Raw genomic sequence first — 18,263 nt, 5'->3', positions numbered from 1 at the left:
GCCGGCGGCGGTGTGGCACATCCACCGCCGGACCCGCGGCGTGGCTCGTCACCCCCTCGCCGCCCGGGTGAGCGCCCGGTCCAGCACCTCGGCCAGGATCCGCGGCTGCTCGAAGATCGCCCGGTGTCCGCCCGCGGGGGCCACGGTCAGCTCCTTGACCGGTGCGCGCAGCTGGTCGTACCAGGGGGTGAACAGCGCGGCCAGGCAGCGCATCTCGTGGGCGCCCTGGACGAAGTAGACGGGCACGTCCAGCCGCGGGACGTCGCGGCGTAGATCCACGTCCTGCATCCGGGGATACAGCGCGTCCCACGTGTCCAGCACAGCGGTGAGGGTGTGCGCCTTCTGCAGCAGGGTGGACTCGGGGGCGCCGAAGCTGCCGAACGGGTCGTGCGCGCCCCCGGGGTCGGCGGTGTGGTCGTAGTCGTAGACCTCGTTCTCGTGGAGCATGATCGGCTCGTAGGCGTACACGTCCCGGTACGGCGGCGGACCGAGCGCGGTGAGCCGGCGGACCAGGCCGGACCGGCCGGTGGCCCGGGCCCAGGCCAGGACGTCGGCGTAGCAGAGCCGGTCGCCGGCCCGCAGGTCCACCGCCTGCCCGGCGCCGATGTAGGCCCGGTACAGCTCGGGCCGGCGCTGCACGGCCAGCACGCCCAGCAGGGAGCCGCCGGAGTGGCCGAGCAGGTAGATCTTCTCCTGGTGGAAGCGGCGGCGCAGCGCCTCGGTGACCGCCACGACGTCGGCGACCGCGTTGTCCAGCGTCATCGTCGCGGCCGGATCGAGCGCCGGGTACGACGAGCCGCCGCCGCGCCGGTCGAGGGTCACCACCACGAACCGCCGTTCCAGCTGGCCGAGGTACCGGCGGGCGGCCCCCAGCTCCGAGCCGCCGGGCGTACCGGGCACGAAGAGCAGCACCGGCGCGGTCCGGTCGGCGCCGCGGATCAGCACGCCGAGCCGGTGCCCGTTCGCCGCGATCCGGGTCAGCTCCGCGATGCCCCGCGGCCCCGCCGGCGGCGTCCGCGCCGGCACCGCCACCGCCACCGTGAGCGCGAGCAGGGCCGCGGTGAGCACCCCCGTCGCCGCGCGACGCGCATACCGCCAGCCGCGCCGCCCACCGTCGCGGCCCCGCCCGCTCCCCCGGACGCCGTTCAGGCCGTCCCGGCGGCGCCGCGCGAAGCCGGCGCCGTACGCCGCGGCCAGCGCCATCGGCAGCACCGAGAGCAGCCCGTGCAGGCCACGGCCGGTCACCAGCGCGATGAGCCCGAAGGCGCTCGCGTGCGGGGCATCCACCGACGGCCCGTCGACCCGCAGCCGCAGCACCTCGACCGCGGCCACGAACACCGCGGGCGCGGCCGCCATCGACCATCGTGACCGGCTCAGCCACCCGGCCAGGGCGCCCACCGCCGCGCTCAGGGCTACCGAGCACAAAGCCTGCGTGCTCGTCAGCGGGCCGCGCGGCATCCACCACCCCGCCACGATCCCCCAGCCGGCCGCCGCGCCCGCCCATCGGCGAAATCCCACCATGGCCGCCAGCGTGGACCGGCCGCCCGCCCCCGCGCATCGGCCCTCGGATGCGGGGCGCACCCCTGCTTCGGTAGGGGGCGCGGACGACTTCGGACAGTGCCCCGGCGCGGCCCCGGACCGTAGGCTCGGGCCATGTCCGGCCTGGTGTTCACGTTGCTGGTGCCCGACCCGGAGGGCAGCCGCCGGTCGGCCGCCCGGGACCGGCTGGCCGACGCCGTCGCGGTGACCGTCGCCCTGGGCTACGGCCTGCTGGTGCTGCCGATCGGGGACGCCACGCAGGCCGGCGCGCCGCTGCCCTGGGCAGCCGACCTCGCGCTGGGGGTGCTGGGCTGCGCGGCGCTGCCGGTACGCCGCCGGTGGCCGGCCGGGCTGACCGTGGCCCTGCTGCCGGTGACCACCGTGTCGGTGACGGCGACCGGGGCGGCGCTGGTCGCGCTGTTCACGGTGGCGATCCATCGGCCGGGCCCGGTCGCGCTCTGGCTGGGCGCCGGGTACGTCGCCGTCGTGCCGGTGTACTTCTGGTGGCACGACAACCCGGCGTTCCCGCTGTGGGTGGACCTGGCGGTGCGCGCGGTCACCACCAGCGGGGCCCTGGGGTGGGGGATGTTCGTGCGGGCGTACCGGCGGCTCACCGAGACGCTGCGCGAGCACGCCGCCCGGCTGGAGGCCGAGCAGCACCTGCGGGTCGACCAGGCGCGGCTGACCGAACGGGCGCGCATCGCGCGGGAGATGCACGACGTGCTGGCGCACCGGATGTCGCTGGTCAGCCTGCACGCCGGGGCGCTGGAGGTGCGCACGGACGCGCGGCCGGAGGAGGTGGCGATCGCCGCCGGGGCGATCCGGGCCAGCGCCCACCAGGCCCTGGAGGAGCTGCGCGGCGTGATCGGCGTGCTGCGCGACGGCGCGGTGGGCCGCCCGGAGCCGCCGCAGCCCGGCCTGGCCGACCTGCCGGCCCTGGTCGACAGCGCCCGGGCGATGGGCACGACGGTGGACTTCACCTGCGCGGTGCCGGCCGGCGGCCCGTCGGTCGTGCTGGGCCGGACGGCGTACCGGATCGTGCAGGAGGGGCTGACCAACGCCCGCAAGCACGCGCCGGGCGCGCCGGTGGGCGTGCTGGTGGACGGCGCGCCGGGCGCCGGGCTGCGGATCCGGGTGACCAATCCGCGCACCGGGGCGGCCGGCCGGGCGGGCGTGCCGGGCGCCGGGATGGGCCTGCTCGGCGTGCGCGAACGGGCCGCGCTGGCCGGCGGCACTGTCGCGTACGGACCGCACGGCGACGACTTCCGCCTCGAGGCGAGCCTGCCGTGGCCGGCATGAACCGCCCGGCCACCCGGCCCGCCGACGCCGTGGCGGGCCGACCGCCGGGCGCACCGGGGCGCCGGCCGTGACGGCGGCCGAGGGGCGGGCGCGGCCCATCCGGCTGGCCATCGTGGACGACGATCCGCTGGTCCGCGCCGGTCTGCGCATCCTGCTGGGCGGCTCGCCGGACATCGAGGTCGTCGCGGAGGCCGGCGACGGCGCGCAGGCCGCCGCGCTCGCCGACGCGCACTGGCCCGACGTGGTGCTGATGGACATCCGGATGCCCGAGGTGGACGGGCTGACCGCCACCCGCCGGCTGCGCGCCCGGCCCGCGCCCCCGCAGGTGATCGTGCTGACCACGTTCCACGCCGACGAGCACGTGCTGGACGCGCTGCGGGCCGGGGCCAGCGGCTTCCTGCTCAAGGACACGCCGCCGCGCGACATCATCGAGGCGGTCCGGACCGTGGCGGGCGGCTCGGCCACCCTGTCCCCGGCGGTCATCCGGCAGCTCATCGACCACGTGGCGGATCCGGCCGCCGGACCGCGCCGGGACAGCGCCCGGGCCCGGCTGGACCCGCTGACCGAGCGGGAGCGGGAGGTGGCGCTGGCGCTGGGCCGCGGCTGGTCGAACGCGGAGATCGGCGCCGCGCTGGCGATGAGCCTGCCCACGGTCAAGGGTCACGTGTCGCGGTTGCTGACCAAGCTCGGCCTCAACAACCGGGTCCAGGTGGCCCTGCTGGTGCACGATGCCGAGCTGCTCTAGCGGGCGGTTCCGGTCCGGTAGCGGGCGGCCCAGGCGACGTTCAGCCGGTCGGCCTGGCGGCGGTGCAGGGGGGCGGATCGGGTACGCCGTGTCCGGGCAGCTCGGTGACGCCCCACCGGTCCGCCCACTGCTGCTCGTCCTTGGGCCCGGAAGTAGGCCTCGGGGTGGCCGGCGATCCCGGTCGAGGCCAGCAGGCCCAGGAGCAGGGAGCTGCCGGTGCGCGGCGTCGCGCAGAGGAGGCAGGAGACGGCCATTGCCGCAGCCAAGCCGCCCGGGCCGCCGGGGCAACGTTTTAAAGTTCTAGAACTCTGGGCATCGTTGTGGCACACTCGCCTAAGAGTTATAGAACTTTGGAGGCACACCGTGACCGTGGTCATGCGCGAACCCGCCGCCGGCGGCCGCTTCGGGGAGTTCGGCGGCCGATACGTCCCCGAGTCCCTCGTCCCCGCCTGCCTCGCCCTCGAACAGGCCTTCCGGGACGCCTGGGCCGACCCGGCGTTCCGCCAGGAGCTCGACGGCCACCGGCGCACCTACGCCGGGCGCCCCACCGCCCTCACCGCCGCCCGCAACCTCTCCGCCGAGCTGGGGATCACGCTGCTGCTCAAGCGCGAGGACCTGGCCCACACCGGCTCTCACAAGATCAACAATGTGCTGGGGCAGGCGCTGCTGGCCCGGCGCATGGGCAAGACCCGGCTCATCGCCGAGACCGGGGCCGGGCAGCACGGCGTCGCCACGGCCACCGCGGCCGCGCTGTTCGGGCTGCGCGCCACCGTCTACATGGGCGCACGCGACATCGAGCGGCAGGCCCTCAACGTCTTCCGGATGAACCTGCTGGGCGCCGAGGTGATCCCCGTGACCAGCGGCAGCCGGACGCTCAAGGACGCCACCAACGAGGCCATGCGCGCCTGGGTGTCGGCCGTCGAGGACACCCACTTCTGCCTCGGGTCGGTCGCCGGGCCGCACCCGTACCCGTGGATGGTCCGGGAGTTCCAGCGGGTGATCGGCGACGAGGCGCGGGGGCAGGTCGCGGCCGAGCTGAGCACCGGCGTCCCGGACGTGGTCGTCGCCTGCGTGGGCGGCGGCTCCAACGCCGCCGGGACGTTCGCGGGGTTCGCCGACACCGGGGCGCGGCTGATCGGCGTCGAGGCGGCCGGCGGTGCCGCGGTCTCCGCCGGCGAGCCCGGGGTGCTGCACGGCTCCCGGTCCCTGGTGCTGCAGGACCGCCACGGTCAGGTCGCCGAGGCCCACTCGATCGCCGCCGGCCTCGACTACCCGGGCGTCGGCCCGGAACACGCGCAGCTCAGCGGGCTCGGCCGGGCCCGCTACGTCACCGTCACCGACGACGAGGTACTGGCCGCGGTGCGCCGCCTCGCCGAGCGCGAGGGGATCATCTGCGCGCTCGAATCGGCGCACGCGGTGGCCTGGGTGCTGCGCGCGGCCGGGACGGCGGAGCTGCCGGCCGGCTCGACCGTGCTGCTGACCCTCTCGGGCCGCGGCGACAAGGACATGTCCCAGCTGATGGAGGGTCTGCGATGAGCACCGCACTGAGCACCGCGCTGCGAGCGGACGGGCGGCCGCTGCTGGTGCCCTACGTGACCGGGGGCATCACCGCCGACTGGACCGGCTTCCTGCGCGCGTACCAGGAGGCCGGGGCGGACGCGATCGAGGTCGGGCTGCCGTTCTCCGACCCGATGCTCGACGGGCCGACCATCCAGGAGGCCTCCGACCGGGCGCTGGCCCGCGGGGCCACGGTGGAGTCGATCCTGGCCGACATCGCCGCCACGCCGCTGCGGGTGCCGGTGATCGTCATGACGTACGCGAACATCGTCCTGCGGATCGGCGTCCCGGCGCTGGCCGCCGCCGGGGTCCGCGGGCTGATCGTGCCCGACCTGCCGCTGGAGGAATCGGCCGGGCTGGAGGCCGCCGCGGCGGCCGCGGGCGTCGACCTGGTCCTGCTGGCCGCGCCCTCCACCCCGGACGACCGGCTGCGGGAGATCGGCGCGCGCAGCCGCGGTTTCGTGTACGCGATCAGCGTCATGGGCACCACCGGCGAGCGCGCTGCGCTGGCCGGCTCGGCCGCCGTCCTCGCCGCCCGGGTCAAGCGGGCCACCGACCTGCCCGTGCTGATCGGCTTCGGGGTCTCCACCCCGGCGCAGGCGGCCGAGGCGGGACGCGCCGGGGACGGCGTGGTGATCGCGTCGGCGCTGATGCGTAGGGTTCTCGACGGAGCCACGGCCGGCGCGCTCGGCGCCGACGTCGCGGCCCTGCGCACCGCACTCGACCTGGGGGTGTCTCCTGGAACGCCGCACGCCGAAGTATCAGGTCATCGCGGCTGACCTGACCGCCAAGATCCGCGGCGGCGAGCTGCCGCCGGGCTCGGCGCTGCCGCCGCAGAAGGAGCTGAGCGCCGCGTACGGGGTGACGCTCGTGACGCTGCGGCAGGCGCTGCGCCGGCTCGAGGACGACGGCCTGCTGTCCCAGCAGCCGGGGCGCGGCACGTTCGTCGCGTCGCCGAAGGCCACCTACCGGCTGGACTCGCTGCGCGGGCTGGCCGAGGATCTGCGCGCGCAGGGCCGCACGGTCAGCACGGAGATCCTCGGCCAGGCCCTGCACCGGCCGCCCGCCTGGGTCGCGGCGCACCTGGGCGGCGGCCGGGCGCTGCGCCTGGAACGGTTGCGGCTGCTGGCCGGCCGGCCCGCCGTGCACCAGCTGTCCTGGGTGCGCTCCCCCGTCGGCGCCGAGCTGCGCGACACCGACCTCAGCGACACCTCCCTGTACGCGGCCATCGCCGAGCACGGCGTCGTGGTGCACCGCGCCTCGGAGGTGCTGCGCCCGGAGGTGCTGGCGTCGCCCGTGGCCGAGCTGCTGCGCCAGGCGGCGGGCACCCCGGTCTTCGTCTCCGACCGGGTCACCTACGGGCTGGACGACCAGCCGATCGTGGTGGACCGCGCGACCATCCTGGGCACGGTGATGGAGGTCCGCACGGAACGCGCGGCCACCGGCCTGTCGGTGCAGTGGACCTCGTCGTCGTGACGCGAGCCGCGGGCGGCCCCGGCCGCTACCGGTCCGCCGGCGCCCGGCGGGCCACCAGGTAGGCCTGCGGGACCTCCTCGACCTGGGTCGGGTACTCGGCCGGTTCGCGCACCGTCCGCAGCACCGGTTCCAGGCCGGCCTCGGCCAGCAGCGCGGTGACGGCCTCGGGCCGGCGGCGGTGGAAGGTGATGTCCCGGATCACGCGGACCTCGTCGCCGCTCTGGAACGCCAGGATCACCGGCGCGCCCGGGGCCAGCACCCGGTGGAACTCGGCGAACACCGCGGGCAGGTGCTCGTCCGGCACGTTGATGACGGAGTACCAGGCGACCAGCCCGGCCAGCGACGCGTCGGGCACGGCCAGCGCCGTCATCGAGCCGACCTCGAAGCGCACCTGCGGATGGTCCCGCCGGGCCACCGCCACCATCTCCGGCGACAGGTCGATGCCGGTGATGTCGAGGCCCAGGCCGTGCAGGTACGCGGCCGTGTCGCCGGGGCCGGACCCGACCTCGACGACCGGGCCCGGGGCGGCGCGCACCAGCTCGGCGAAGCCGCTCAGCAGCGCCCGGTCCCAGATCCGGCCGGTCAGGTCGCCCCGGAAGCGGTCCGCGTACTCCTCGGCCAGGGCGCCCCAGCCGTTGCGGGCGGCGGTCAGGAACTCCGGTTCGCGCAGGCGCTCGCGGACCGCGTCGAGGTGGCGCTGCTCGACGCCGATGCCGCGCAGGTACGCCTCCACGCCCCCGTACGCCCGCTCGACCTGCTCCAGCGTGTTGAGCATGATCGCGGCCGGCGACTGCTCGGTGAGCGCGTAGTCCTCGGCGACCACCTCCGGGCCCACGCCGGCGACGGTCAGCGCCAGGGCCACCAGGGTGCCGGTGCGGTCGCGGCCGCCGTGGCAGTGCACGAGCACGCCACCCGGCGGGGCCTCGGCGACCGCCCGGAACGCCGCCGCCACGTGCTCCTTGTTGTGCTCGAGCAGGGGCGCGTACGAATCCTCCGGGACCGCGTAGGTGATCTCGTCCATCAGCAGCGGCACGTGGGCGTAGATCGGGTCGCCGGCGAACGGGCTGGGCCGCTCGGCCAGCTCGCGCGGCCGGCGCAGGTCCACGATCCGCGACACCCCGGCCGCCCGGACCGCCGCGACCTCCGCCGGTGACATCCCGGCGTGGTGGTCGGAGCGCAGCAGCGCGCCGGCGCGGATCCGGCCTCCGTCCTGAGTGGGCAGTCCGCCCAGGTCGCGGGCGTTGCGGCAGGCGGGCCAGTCGAGGATCACCGGGCGGGCTCCGTTTCGGCGGTGGGGCGGGTCGCTGGCTCACCCAACCGGGTCGCCCCGCCCGGGGTCAAGCCGGCCGGGTCTCCGCCCGGGTGACCTCGGCGTGGCCTTCTTTACAATGGAAATCATTTCCAACAAGATGGAGCTCGCCGCCGGCGCCCGCCGGCGGCGCCCCTGTGGAAGGAATCCGCATGTCGCTCACCGTCTCCCCGGACCTGCTGGCCGCCGCCGAGCGCGGCGAGGTCCTGGACGCCCAGTTCGTCGAGTGTGTCCGCACGTCGCTGCCGTACGCGTGGGAGGTGGTCAGCAAGGTCATGGCCGACCTGGACGCCGGCGGCGGCGAGTTCGCCGACCACGAGGTCCCGCCGCCGTCCGAGCGCGCCCGCGGCGAGCTGCTGCGCGCGCTGGCCAGCGACGCCATCCGCGGCGGCCTGGAGCGCCACTTCGGCGCGAAGCTGGTCTTCCAGAACTGCCACCGGGTCGCGGCCTTCCGCCCCGGCGCCGTGGGAGGCGACCGCTACCGGGCCTTCGTCTCCCCGCGCGGCCAGCTGCTCAACCAGACCCCGGAGCTGCGCAACTGCTGACACCGGCGGCCCGGGCGGCGGGTAGCGCCCGCCGCCCTCAGGCCCGGCGGGCGTGCCGGCCCGGTCGCTCCGGCGTCCCGGGGCGCAGGTCCGCCACCAGCGCGGCCAGCGCCGTGGTGATCGGCACCGAGGCGACCAGCCCGATCGTGCCCACCGCGCTGCGCAGGATCTCCTGGGCCAGGTACTCGCTGGTCAGCAGGTCGGTCACCGGTTCACGGGAGGCGGCGATCAGCAACAGCAGCGGCAGCGACGCGCCCGCGTAGGCCAGCACGATGGTGTTGACCGCCGAACCCACGTGCGCCCGGCCCACCCGGATCGCCGCCCGGTACAGCGCCCAGCGGCTCGTCGCCCCCGGCGTCATCTCCGCGACCGTCACCGCCTGGGTGACCGTCACGTCGTCCAGCACCCCCAGGGCGCCGATCACGATGCCCGCCAGCAGCAGCCCGCGCAGGTCCAGCCCGGCCCGGGTGACCGCCAGGGTCGCGCTGTCGTCGCTGCCCAGCCCGCTCAGGCCCAGCAACGAGGTGAACACCGCGCCCAGCACGCCGGTGAGCACCAGCGCGGCCAGCGTGCCGGCCACCGCCACCGACGTGTGCACGTTCACGCCGTGGGTCAGGTACAGCGCCGCGAACATGATGGCCGACGCGCCCACCACCGCGATCAGCAGCGGCGGCGAACCGTCGAGGATGGCCGGCACCACGAACAGCAGCAGCAGGGCGAAGCTCACGGCCAGGCCGGCCAGCGACGTGACCCCGCGCAGACGCCCGAAGGCCACGATCACCACGACCGCCACCAGCACCAGCCAGATCATCGGGGTCGAGCGCTGCCGGTCCACCACCGTGTACGCGCGCCCGCCCGGCACCGCGTCCGGGAAGTAGAGCAGCACCACGTCGTCGCCCACGTGCAGCGCGCTGGTCCCGGGCCCCTGGGGCAGGTCGACGGTCTGGTCGGCGCCGGCGCCGGGGCCCTCGGTGACCCGTACCGTGGCCGCGCCGCAACGCTGTTGCGCGGCGCCGGCCGGGCAGGCCTGCTCGGTGACGGCGGTGACGGTGCCCAGGGCCCGCTGCCCGCCGCCGGAGGCCGGCTCGGAGCGCACGTCGCCCGGCCACAGCACGATCAACGCGACCAGCGTGGCCACGGCGGCCGGCACCAGCACCGCGGTGACCAGGCGCCGGGTACGCCGGGAGGCGGCCGGCGGCGGCCCGTGGTCGTGGCTCATCCCGTCGGCCCGGGGCGCGGCGGCAGCGGCTGGTCGTCGTTCCAGGTCTCCCGCAGCTCGCGCTTCGTCTCGCGCCACCAGCGGCCCAGCTCGCCGGCCCAGTCCCGGACGTCCCCGCCCAGGGCCCGCGCGGCGCTGGCGAAACCCGGGTCGTCCAGCCGGGCGCCGAGCAACTCGGCCAGGCCCAGGGCCCACAGCACCGGTACCGCGGCCAGGGCGAGCACCGGCAGCCACCACCGGCCCGTTCCGGCGTACCCCAGCAGGAGCGCGACCATGACCGCCACCGTGCCCAGCGCGGCCCGCGTCGCGCGGCGCAGCAGCGCGGGCGCCAGCCGCAGGCAGCGCCACGGCAGCCGGCCCGCCGGGATCAGCACCCGGGCCGCGAAGCCGGTCACGACCACCGCGAAGAGACCGGCGAGGATCCGGCCGCCGGTCGCGGCCGGCGGCCACACCGGGGCCACCGCCACGGCCGCCACGACGAGCAGCACCGCGGCGGAGAACCACCGGCGCAGCGCCCCCAGCAGGCCCCGCACCGGCCAGGTCATCGAGATCACGTCGGGGCGGGCCGGGTTCGCCCGGGCCACCTCGTGCAGCCCGCGCAGGGACCGGCCGACGCGCAGCCGCTCCGCGTCGAGCATGGCGAGCAGCCAACGCCCGTACGGGTGGTCCGGCTCGACCGCCAGCGCGGCCCGGGCCGCCTCCTCGGCCGCGTCCCGGCCGCCCGCGGCCCGCTCCACCTCGGCCAGCGTGAGCAGTCCCTCAACGGCGTCCGGGGCCAGCGTCAGGCCGTGCCGGGCCGCGGCGCGGGCCTCGGGGAAGCGGCGCCCGGCGGCGAGCGCGCGGGCCAGCACCCGATGCCCGGCGGGCTGCTGCGGGGCCAGCCGGACCGCCTCCCCGGCGGCGGCGACCGCGTCCCCGTCGCGGATCAGCGCGATCAGCGACTCCGCGCGCTCCGCGTGCGCGTCGGCGAGCCCCGGGTCGGCCGCCACGGCCGCGTCGCAGGCCGCCAGCGCGGCCGGGTAGTCCTGCTGCCGGCGCAGCACGAAGCCGAGCAGGGTGAGCATGTCGGCGTCGGCGGGCGCGCCGGCCAGCGCGGACCGCAGCTGGGCCTCGGCGTCCGCGGACCGGCCGGCCTCGGCCAGCAGCCGGGCGCGGCGGTACGGGTCGTCGCCGGTCACCGGGGCTCGCGGTGGCGCGGCTGTGGCTCGCGGTGGCGCAGCCGGAGGTCGCGGTGGCGCGACCGTGCGGCGCGGCTACCCGGGTTGACGGCGGTGCGGGGCCGGCGGGTCACGGCGTCGGGGCGGGCGCCGACCGCAGCCGGTGGGGCGTCGAGGCGGGCGGCGACCGCAGCCGGCGGTAAGTCGGGGCGGGCGGCGCTCATGAGACGCGATTATGCCCGGCGCGAGCGGGGGTTGTTCGAGGCGTCACCCGTCCGCGAGCCAGGAGCACCCTCCGACTGAACCGCCCTGCGGCGGGTCCGTCGTCCAGCCGGACCGCTTCCGGCCGGACCGCCCTCCGACTGAACCGTCCTGCAGCGGGACCGTCGTCCAGCCGGACCGCTCTCCACCCGGACCGCCCTGCACCCGGACCGCCCTCCAGCCGGACCGCCCTACACCCGGACCGCCCTCCAGCCGACGCGCTCCAGCCGCACCGTCCTCCAGCCGCACCCGGCCCGGCGGAATTGCCGGTCGGCGCGGCAACCCGAGACCTGCGGCCGTGCGGCCGGTCGTCGGCACTCCCACGGCGGGCGCGAAGGGACGACCACGATGGCGATCCCGCCTGATCAGCCCTGCGACGGGTTCAGGTCACGCCGGGCCCGGCCGCGAGACGGTGGCCGACCACCTCCACGCCGTCGTCGGTGGCGGTCACGGCGGCGACGTGGTCACCCCATGGCGAGCGGCACGGCGGGCTGCACGACGAGCGTCTCGTCGCGGTCCCCGCCACTGACCGCGACCAGGCCTCGCCACGGGCGACCGCGAGCGCGATCTCCTGGCGGGAGTCGGCGACGAGGGTGCTCCCCCCGCTGACGTCGGGCCCCCACTCACCCCGGCACCCCGCCGCTCACCGACGGCCGGAAGAACGCGCGGATGTCGGCGGCCAGCTCGGCCGGCACCTCGAGCGCCGCGAAGTGGCCGCCGCGCGGCAGCTCCGTCCAGTGCCGGATGTCGTAGGCGCGTTCCGCGAGCGGGCGCACGCTCTGCACGATGTCGTGCGGCAGGACGGCGACGCCCATCGGGACCGGGCACGGCGCGCCGTACCCGCTCTCCTTGGCGAGCCGGGCCGACGAGCCGGCGGTGCGGGTGAACCAGTAGATCGACACGTCGGTGAGCAGGACGTCGTCGGCGATGACCGAGGCCGGGTCGGTCCACTCGGCGAACTTCTCGGCGATCCAGGCGAGCTGGCCGACCGGCGAGTCGGTCAGGGCGTACGCGATCGTCTGCGGCCGGGTCGCCTGCAGCACCTGGTAGCCGGGCCGGTTCGCGGCGAACGCCGCGGTCCGCTCGGCGCGTTCCCGGTCCTGTCCGGTCAGTCCGTCCAGCGGGCCGGGCGTGGGCAGGTACGTGACGTGCACCCCGGCGACCCGCCCGGGCACCTCCGCGCCGAGCGCCCGGGCGATGCCGGAGCCCCAGTCGCCGCCGTGGGCGCCGAAGCGGGCATAGCCCAGCCGGGTCATCAGCTCGGCGAACGCGCGGGCGATGCGCTGCTGGTCCCAGCCGCGCGCCCCGGTCGGGCCGGAGAAGCCGAAGCCGGGCAGGGACGGCACGACCAGGTGGAAGTCGGCGGTGAGCGGGCCGATCAGGTCGCGGAACTCGAGCACCGAGCCGGGCCAGCCGTGCAGGAGCAGCAGCGGCGGGGCGTCGGGGTCGGCCGAACGGACGTGCAGGAAGTGGACGGCCTGACCGTCGATCTCGGTCATGAACTGCGGGAGCTCGTTCAGCTCGGCCTCGTGCCGGCGCCAGTCGTAGCCGTGGCGCCAGCGGTGGGCCAGCTCGCGGACGCGGGCCAGCGGGATGCCGTAGTCCCAGCCGGCGCCGGGCAGCTCGTCGGGCCAGCGGGTGCGGTCGAGGCGGTCGGCCAGGTCGTCGAGGTCGGCTTGCGGGACGTGGATCCGGTACGGCACCATATCGTTCATGACCCTAACGTTAGTTGGACCAACGTTAGGGCGGCAAATGGTATTCTCCGCGGATGGAGCACTTGCCCAGCTGGCTGCTGACCCAGACCGCCGCCCACGCCGGCCGCCTGGTCACCGAGCGCTTCGCCGAGATCGGCGCGCGCGGCTACCACTACCGGCTGCTGGAGCCGCTGCTGACCGGCCCGGCCAGCCAGGCCGATCTCGGCCGGCGTACCGGCATCCACTTCAGCGACGTGGTCGCCGCGCTCAACGAGCTGACCGAGGCCGGCTACGTCGAGCGCCGCCCGGACCCGGCCGACCGGCGCCGTAACGTCGTCACGATCACCGCGCGCGGGCGTACGCGGGTCGCGGAGCTGGCCGCCCGCGCGGCGGCCATCCAGGACGAGCTGCTGGCCCCGCTGAGCAAGGCCGAGCGCGCCGAGCTGGTCCGGCTGCTGACCCTGCTCAGGGCAGGCGCGGCAGCAGGCTGAGCGCGACCCGCAGCGCCGGGCCGGGCCGGCCGGAACCGCCCTCGGCGGACCACACCTCCGACAGCATCGCCTGCACGAAACCCCAGGCGACGACGCGGTCGACCGGCATGTCGAGCCCGGCCGCGAACTGTTCGACGCGGGCCGGCAGCAGCCGCGGCACCGGCTCGTCGCCGCCGATCGGGTTGTAGAGCGCGGCGCCCAGCTCGTAGCCGGGATCGCCGAGCACCCCGTGCGGGTCGATCGCCAGCCACGGTTCCCGCCGCGCCGCCAGGACGTTCTCGTGGTGCAGGTCGCCGTGCAGCACGACCCGCGCCGGCGCCGAGGCGCACAGCGCGACCCACAACTCGCGGGCCCGCTCGACCAGGCGCCGCGGGATCGGCCGGTCGCCCGGGTAGCGGGCCAGGTGGGCGTCGAAGGCGGCGACCCGCGCGGAGAGCTCCTCCAGCGCGAGCCCGTCCGGGGCCGGGCGGTGCAGCCGGCGCATCAGGCCGATCAGGACGGCCGTGGCCTGCTCGTCGCGGTCGCGCACCAGCGACCGCAGGGTCACGCCGGGCTCGGCCAGCTCCAGCAGCAGCGCCCCCCGGTCGTCGTCGCGGGCCAGCACCCCGATCGCGCCCCGGCCGCCGAAGAACCCGAGCGTGTCGGCCTCCCGCGCGACGTGACCGGCCGCGGCCGGTCCGAGCTTGAGCACCCCGGGCGCGCCGCCGGCCCGGCGGACCGGCGCGACGAAGTGGAAGCTCAACGGGTACGGCGTACCGACCGTCAGCCCCCACTCCCGGGCGACGGCATCGACCAGCCCCGGCAGCGCGGCCAGCCACCGCCGGCCGTCGTCGCCCCAGGTGCCGGTGACGTTGCGGGTGAACGCGGCGGGGAACACCGGCCCATTTTCGCAGCGACGCCGGGGCCGTCAGCGGACCCCCGGAACGAAGAAGGCCGCCACGGTCGTGGCGGCCTCCTCGTCATGCGCGGTGCGGGATCAGCCCGGCCGCCGGATGCCGGTGATGGCGCCGCTGCGGTCGATCGACGCCATCCGCACGTGGTCGCCCGTGTGCGGGGCGTGCACCATGGTGTTGCCGCCGACGTAGAGGCCGACGTGGTGCACGGGACTGCCGTAGAAGATCAGGTCGCCCGGCCGCAGCTCGCTGCGGCTGACCGCCCGGCCCTCGCCGATCTGGTCACCGGTGTAGTGCTCCAGGTGCACGCCGGCCACGGCCCACGCCACCTTGGTCAGCCCGGAGCAGTCGTAGCCGCCCGGGCCCTCCGCGCCGAAGACGTACGGCTTGCCGATGAGGTCGCACGCCTTCTGCGCCGCCCGGCCGCCCTTGTCGTCGGTGTAGTTGACCGGGCACGGGCCCGTCTTGAACGGACCGTCGGCGACGCCGCTCGCGCCGTACGCCTTGATCCGCAGTTTCTGCAGCTCGTCGACCTTCTTCTGAATGTCCTTCTTCTGCTGGGCCAGCGCCTTGTCGCGCGCCGCCACCGCGTCGGTCAGGGTCTTCAGGTCGCGCTTGTCGGCCGCGAGCTGGTCGCGCAGCTTGGCCGCCCCGGAGACCGACTCGCGCTGGTGCCGGCTGAGCTGATCGAGGAACGTGAGCTTCTCGGTCAGGCCGGTCGGCGAGCCGCTGACGATCATGGCCTTCATGGCGCTGGGCGAACCCTGCATGTAAGCCTGTCCCGCCATGGTGCCCACCTGCGACATGGCCAGGTCGACCTCCAGCTCCAGCGGGGCGAGCCGTTTGTCGATCTTCCGGAGCTGGGCCTGGTTCTTGAGGAGCTGGTTGTGCACGTTGTTGTACTGCTCGATGACCGGTTCCAGCTTGTTCCACTGCTCGTCGATCTGCTTCTCGATGCTCGACGGGGACGGTGTCGCATGGGCCGCCCCGGGAGCGAGCAGCATCCCGACCGCGGCGACCGCGCAGGCGATGCCGCGCAGAATTGCGGCGCGTCGCGCCTCAATCCGTTTCACGTAGGTGCGGTGTCCTTTCTTCCCTCGGCCCGCCGCCGGATCAGCTCACCGGCCCGGGCGGGAAGCGCGCCCGGCCGCGATGCTGCTGTGGCCTGATCCCCGTGGGGCGGTGGCCCGTCAGTTCGCCCGGGTTCGGACGAGGGGGGACTGCCGAGCCGGCACCACCGTACTCCCGATCACTGTCCCGCTGAACCCGGAGGTATCAGGACACACTTCGCTTAACGACGAGTGACGCGGAGTAATTAAGGAGGACTTAAAGGGGCCACGCCGAGAGGGCCCGGTCGAGCCACGGCAACACCACGATCACGGTGGGTAACACCAGCAGCGCGGCGGCGCCGAGCACCGCCACGAGCGTGAGGAGCACGGTAGCGGACGGCCGGTCGCTGACCGCCAGCCGGTCGAGCCGCCGGCGGCGCTCGGCCGCCGCGTCGCCGAGATCGGCCGGGGCGTCCGGGCTGACCGCGTCGCCGAGCAGCGCGAGCGCGCCCCGCAGCGGGGCCGCGCCGCAGCGCCGCCGGGCTGCGTCGTCGGCCACCATCTCCAGCAGCAGGTGCACGGCGTCCAGCGGCGCCCGGCTGCGCAGCGGACCCGGCACCGCCCGGTAGAACGCGGTGAACGACTCCATGACGACGTCGTGGCGGTACCGCAGGTGGGCCTGCTCGTGCGCGATCACCGCGGCCACCTGCGCGGCGTCGAGCACCCGGAGGGCCCCGCCGGTGAGCACCACCCGCGGCGAGCGGCCCGGCAGGCAGTACGCGAACGGCAGCTCCCCGTCGAGCACCCGCAGCCCGGCCGGCACCTCGGCGGGCAGCTCACCGTGGCGCTCGGCGGTGTCCAGCAGATCGACCAGCAGCCGGTGCCGGGACCGGCGGGCCCGCGAGCGCAGGCTCACCCGCACCAGCGAGACCAGCAACCGGCCGATGATGACCGTGGCCACCACCAGCGCGAAGACCAGCGCGGCCGCCCCGGCCGGCCGGTCCGCGCCCAGCTCGCCGACCAGCTCCTGCGGCCCGGCCAGGACCACGCCCAGGGCGCACAGCACGCCGGCCAGGGTGATGCTCTGCCAGAGCGCGACGGCGGCGACCGGCGCGCGGTCGGGCCAGCGGGCGCCGGCCAGGACGCCGGGCACGACCAGCGAGAGGGTCAGCCCGAGCGCGCCGAGCAGCAGGGCGGTCACTTGCCCTTCCGGGCCGCCTCGATGGCGGCGGTGAGGGCGGACGGGTCGAGGCGGCCGACGAAGTGGGCCAGGGCCGCGTCGCGGACGCCGTCCGGGGCGGCGCTGAGCGCGTCGAGCATCAGCGCGGCCGTCATCTCCTCCCGCGTCTGGGCGGGGGTGTAGCGGTACGCCCGGTCGGCGCGCTGCTGGGTGACGACGCCCTTCTTGGCCAGCCGGTCCAGCACGGTCATCACGGTCGTGTACGCCAGCTCGCGGTCGCGGCTCAGGCGCTCGTGCACCTGGCGCACGGTCAGCGGCTCACCGGCGTTCCACAACTGCGTCATGACCTCGCGTTCGAGGTCTCCCAGGGCCATGTGACCCACTCTACTGCACGGCGTCGTACTACGCGACGTAGTATCTACTACGAGACGTCGTAGAGAGGGCAGCCATGGACGTGCTCGACCTGACCCGGCTCCAGTTCGCGGTCGTGACGATCTACCACTACTTCTTCGTACCGCTGTCGATCAGCCTGGCCGGCGCCGCCGCGGGCCTGCACCTGGCCTGGCTGCGGACCGGCAAGCAGAGCCACCGGCAGCTCACCGAGCTGGTCGGCAAGCTGCTGATCGTCACCTTCGCCGTCGGCGTGGTCACCGGGCTGGTGCAGGAGTTCCAGTTCGGCATGGGCTGGAGCGCCTTCGCCCGCTTCTACGGCGACGTGTTCGGCCCCACGCTGGCCATCGAGGGCATGCTCGCGTTCTTCCTGGAGGCCACGTTCCTGGCGCTCTGGTACTTCGGCTGGGACCGGCTGCCGCGCAAACTGCACGCCGCCACGATCGTCGTCGTGGCCGTCGGGACCGTGCTGTCCGCGTTCATCATCCTGGCCGCGAACTCGTTCATGCAGAACCCGGTCGCGTACTCGCTGGACCCGGCGACCGGACGGGCGCACCTGGACGACTTCGGCGCGCTGCTGCTCAACAAGGTGAACCTGGCCGCGTTCCCGCACACCCTGGCCGGCGCGGCCATGGCCGGCGGGTCGCTGCTGCTGGCGATCGGCGTGTGGCGGCTGCGCGCCGCGGGCGAGGCGGCGTTCCGGACACTGGCCTGGCTCGGCGCCTGGCTGACGCTGACCGGCGGCGCCCTCACCGCGCTCACCGGCGACCACCTCGGCAAGGTCATCACCCAGGTGCAGCCGATGAAGATGGCCGCCGCCGAGGCCCTGTACGCGACCACCACCGGCGCGCCCTTCTCCGTCTTCGCCCTGGGCGGCCCCGACGGCGGCCGGCCGTTCTTCAGCCTGGAGATCCCCTGGCTGCTGTCGGTGCTGGCCAAGGGCGACCCGAACGCGACCGTGCAGGGCATCGACGACCTGCAGGCCCAGTACGCCGCCCAGTACGGCCCGGGCAGCTACATCCCGATGATCCCGGTGGCGTTCTGGAGCTTCCGCCTGATGATCGGCATCGGCATGCTGGCCGCGGCGGTGGCCGCGTACTACCTGTGGAGCACCCGCGGGAACCGGCCGGCGCACCGGCTGCTGGTCCGCTTCCTGCCGCTGATCCCGATCCTGCCGGCCGCCGCCAACACCTTCGGCTGGGTCTTCACCGAGACGGCCCGCCAGCCCTGGCTCGCGTTCGGCATCTCCCGGGTCGCCGACGGGATCTCCCCCGGCCTGACCCGGGCCGAGGTGCTCGTCTCCCTGATCGGCTTCGCCGTCGTCTACGGCATCCTGGCCGCCGTCTGGCTGCGCCTGATCCGCCACCTGTCCCGGCAGCCGCTCGCCGTCCCCGCCCCGCTCACCCCGGCCGACGAGCAGCCGGCCGAGCGCGAGCCCGTCCCGGTCTACTGAGGAGCG

18 protein-coding genes are annotated in these 18,263 nt (G+C 75.5%); 8 read left to right on the top strand and 10 right to left on the bottom strand.

Going from position 1 to position 18,263, the window contains the following annotated elements:
- Window positions 1-48: 48 nt before the first annotated feature.
- Window positions 49-1,521, bottom strand: a complete 1,473-nt coding sequence (locus tag Ani05nite_RS24890) for an alpha/beta fold hydrolase (protein WP_203771998.1) — start codon at window positions 1,519-1,521, stop codon at window positions 49-51.
- A 132-nt stretch (window positions 1,522-1,653) separates the two neighbouring features.
- Here Ani05nite_RS24890 and Ani05nite_RS24885 point away from each other — a divergent pair, with 132 nt between their 5' ends.
- Together Ani05nite_RS24885 and Ani05nite_RS24880 are read left to right on the top strand one after the other, a co-directional pair.
- Window positions 1,654-2,838, top strand: coding sequence for a sensor histidine kinase (locus tag Ani05nite_RS24885; protein ID WP_239130589.1), 1,185 nt, complete (start codon window positions 1,654-1,656; stop codon window positions 2,836-2,838).
- Entirely contained in the window at window positions 2,774-3,583 is an 810-nt protein-coding gene (locus Ani05nite_RS24880; RefSeq protein ID WP_377881676.1) for a response regulator, read from the top strand. Before Ani05nite_RS24885 ends, Ani05nite_RS24880 begins: the two co-directional genes overlap by 65 nt.
- Here the strand turns inward: Ani05nite_RS24880 and Ani05nite_RS42270 are convergent.
- Window positions 3,580-3,837: a Stf0 family sulfotransferase gene (locus Ani05nite_RS42270; protein WP_203771994.1), complete on the bottom strand. Its 258-nt coding sequence runs from the start codon at window positions 3,835-3,837 to the stop codon at window positions 3,580-3,582. The genes Ani05nite_RS24880 and Ani05nite_RS42270 overlap by 4 nt on opposite strands.
- Before the next feature lie 121 nt (window positions 3,838-3,958).
- Here Ani05nite_RS42270 and trpB point away from each other — a divergent pair, with 121 nt between their 5' ends.
- From trpB to Ani05nite_RS24860, 3 genes are read left to right on the top strand one after another with little or no spacing between them, the layout of a single operon-like run.
- Window positions 3,959-5,119 (top strand): tryptophan synthase subunit beta, encoded by a 1,161-nt coding sequence (trpB, locus tag Ani05nite_RS24870; RefSeq protein ID WP_203772077.1) that lies wholly within the window; start codon window positions 3,959-3,961, stop codon window positions 5,117-5,119.
- Window positions 5,116-5,919 carry a tryptophan synthase subunit alpha gene (trpA, locus tag Ani05nite_RS24865; RefSeq protein ID WP_203771992.1) on the top strand — a complete coding sequence of 268 codons (804 nt, stop codon included), beginning with the start codon at window positions 5,116-5,118 and terminating at the stop codon, window positions 5,917-5,919. The genes trpB and trpA overlap by 4 nt, the downstream gene beginning before the upstream one ends.
- Window positions 5,879-6,616 (top strand): GntR family transcriptional regulator, encoded by a 738-nt coding sequence (locus Ani05nite_RS24860; protein ID WP_203772075.1) that lies wholly within the window; start codon window positions 5,879-5,881, stop codon window positions 6,614-6,616. The genes trpA and Ani05nite_RS24860 overlap by 41 nt, the downstream gene beginning before the upstream one ends.
- Before the next feature lie 25 nt (window positions 6,617-6,641).
- Here Ani05nite_RS24860 and Ani05nite_RS41380 read toward each other — a convergent pair whose 3' ends face one another.
- The gene (locus Ani05nite_RS41380) at window positions 6,642-7,886 is read right to left on the bottom strand and encodes a tyrosine-protein phosphatase (RefSeq protein WP_239130588.1); all 1,245 of its coding nucleotides are present in this window, start codon (window positions 7,884-7,886) and stop codon (window positions 6,642-6,644) included.
- Window positions 7,887-8,077: 191 nt separating this feature from the next.
- Between Ani05nite_RS41380 and Ani05nite_RS24850 the strand changes: the two genes are divergently transcribed.
- Complete coding sequence (locus Ani05nite_RS24850; RefSeq protein ID WP_203771990.1) at window positions 8,078-8,470, top strand: SCO5389 family protein; 393 nt, start codon at window positions 8,078-8,080, stop codon at window positions 8,468-8,470.
- Between the two features lie 37 nt (window positions 8,471-8,507).
- Here the strand turns inward: Ani05nite_RS24850 and Ani05nite_RS24845 are convergent, their stop codons facing one another.
- The 3 genes from Ani05nite_RS24845 to Ani05nite_RS24835 all read right to left on the bottom strand — a co-directional run bounded on the left by Ani05nite_RS24845 (window position 8,508) and on the right by Ani05nite_RS24835 (window position 12,813).
- Window positions 8,508-9,689 (bottom strand): YibE/F family protein, encoded by a 1,182-nt coding sequence (locus tag Ani05nite_RS24845; RefSeq protein ID WP_203771988.1) that lies wholly within the window; start codon window positions 9,687-9,689, stop codon window positions 8,508-8,510.
- On the bottom strand, window positions 9,686-10,867 hold the full coding sequence (locus Ani05nite_RS24840; RefSeq protein ID WP_203771986.1) for a tetratricopeptide repeat protein: 1,182 nt from the start codon (window positions 10,865-10,867) through the stop codon (window positions 9,686-9,688). Before Ani05nite_RS24840 ends, Ani05nite_RS24845 begins: the two co-directional genes overlap by 4 nt.
- Window positions 10,868-11,730: 863 nt before the next feature.
- Window positions 11,731-12,813, bottom strand: coding sequence for an epoxide hydrolase family protein (locus Ani05nite_RS24835; RefSeq protein ID WP_203772071.1), 1,083 nt, complete (start codon window positions 12,811-12,813; stop codon window positions 11,731-11,733).
- A gap of 62 nt (window positions 12,814-12,875) precedes the next feature.
- Between Ani05nite_RS24835 and Ani05nite_RS24830 the strand changes: the two genes are divergently transcribed.
- On the top strand, window positions 12,876-13,292 hold the full coding sequence (locus Ani05nite_RS24830) for a MarR family winged helix-turn-helix transcriptional regulator (protein WP_203771984.1): 417 nt from the start codon (window positions 12,876-12,878) through the stop codon (window positions 13,290-13,292).
- Here Ani05nite_RS24830 and Ani05nite_RS24825 read toward each other — a convergent pair.
- The 4 genes from Ani05nite_RS24825 to Ani05nite_RS24810 form a co-directional block, all read right to left on the bottom strand.
- Window positions 13,267-14,169 (bottom strand): aminoglycoside phosphotransferase family protein, encoded by a 903-nt coding sequence (locus tag Ani05nite_RS24825; RefSeq protein ID WP_203771982.1) that lies wholly within the window; start codon window positions 14,167-14,169, stop codon window positions 13,267-13,269. The genes Ani05nite_RS24830 and Ani05nite_RS24825 overlap by 26 nt on opposite strands.
- Before the next feature lie 99 nt (window positions 14,170-14,268).
- Complete coding sequence (locus Ani05nite_RS24820) at window positions 14,269-15,258, bottom strand: C40 family peptidase (RefSeq protein ID WP_203771980.1); 990 nt, start codon at window positions 15,256-15,258, stop codon at window positions 14,269-14,271.
- A gap of 253 nt (window positions 15,259-15,511) precedes the next feature.
- Window positions 15,512-16,435, bottom strand: coding sequence for a M56 family metallopeptidase (locus tag Ani05nite_RS24815; protein WP_203771978.1), 924 nt, complete (start codon window positions 16,433-16,435; stop codon window positions 15,512-15,514).
- The gene (locus Ani05nite_RS24810) at window positions 16,432-16,788 is read right to left on the bottom strand and encodes a BlaI/MecI/CopY family transcriptional regulator (RefSeq protein ID WP_203771975.1); all 357 of its coding nucleotides are present in this window, start codon (window positions 16,786-16,788) and stop codon (window positions 16,432-16,434) included. Before Ani05nite_RS24810 ends, Ani05nite_RS24815 begins: the two co-directional genes overlap by 4 nt.
- 74 nt (window positions 16,789-16,862) lie before the next feature.
- On the opposite strand from Ani05nite_RS24810, the gene Ani05nite_RS24805 reads away from it, so the two are divergent.
- On the top strand, window positions 16,863-18,257 hold the full coding sequence (locus Ani05nite_RS24805; RefSeq protein WP_203771974.1) for a cytochrome ubiquinol oxidase subunit I: 1,395 nt from the start codon (window positions 16,863-16,865) through the stop codon (window positions 18,255-18,257).
- The last annotated feature ends 6 nt before the right edge of the window (window positions 18,258-18,263 follow it).

It is taken from the genome of Actinoplanes nipponensis, assembly GCF_016862275.1.
GTDB lineage: Bacteria > Actinomycetota > Actinomycetes > Mycobacteriales > Micromonosporaceae > Actinoplanes > Actinoplanes nipponensis.
This window is presented reverse-complemented; position numbering and strand designations above follow the sequence as displayed.

Coding starts and splice junctions, on each gene's coding strand:
- Ani05nite_RS24890 (WP_203771998.1), bottom strand. CDS start 1,521: ATGGTGGGATTTCGCCGATGGGCGGGCGCGGCGGCCGGCTGGGGGATC.
- Ani05nite_RS24885 (WP_239130589.1), top strand. CDS start 1,654: ATGTCCGGCCTGGTGTTCACGTTGCTGGTGCCCGACCCGGAGGGCAGC.
- Ani05nite_RS42270 (WP_203771994.1), bottom strand. CDS start 3,837: ATGGCCGTCTCCTGCCTCCTCTGCGCGACGCCGCGCACCGGCAGCTCC.
- trpB (WP_203772077.1), top strand. CDS start 3,959: ATGCGCGAACCCGCCGCCGGCGGCCGCTTCGGGGAGTTCGGCGGCCGA.
- trpA (WP_203771992.1), top strand. CDS start 5,116: ATGAGCACCGCACTGAGCACCGCGCTGCGAGCGGACGGGCGGCCGCTG.
- Ani05nite_RS24850 (WP_203771990.1), top strand. CDS start 8,078: ATGTCGCTCACCGTCTCCCCGGACCTGCTGGCCGCCGCCGAGCGCGGC.
- Ani05nite_RS24845 (WP_203771988.1), bottom strand. CDS start 9,689: ATGAGCCACGACCACGGGCCGCCGCCGGCCGCCTCCCGGCGTACCCGG.
- Ani05nite_RS24835 (WP_203772071.1), bottom strand. CDS start 12,813: ATGGTGCCGTACCGGATCCACGTCCCGCAAGCCGACCTCGACGACCTG.
- Ani05nite_RS24830 (WP_203771984.1), top strand. CDS start 12,876: ATGGAGCACTTGCCCAGCTGGCTGCTGACCCAGACCGCCGCCCACGCC.
- Ani05nite_RS24810 (WP_203771975.1), bottom strand. CDS start 16,788: ATGGCCCTGGGAGACCTCGAACGCGAGGTCATGACGCAGTTGTGGAAC.
- Ani05nite_RS24805 (WP_203771974.1), top strand. CDS start 16,863: ATGGACGTGCTCGACCTGACCCGGCTCCAGTTCGCGGTCGTGACGATC.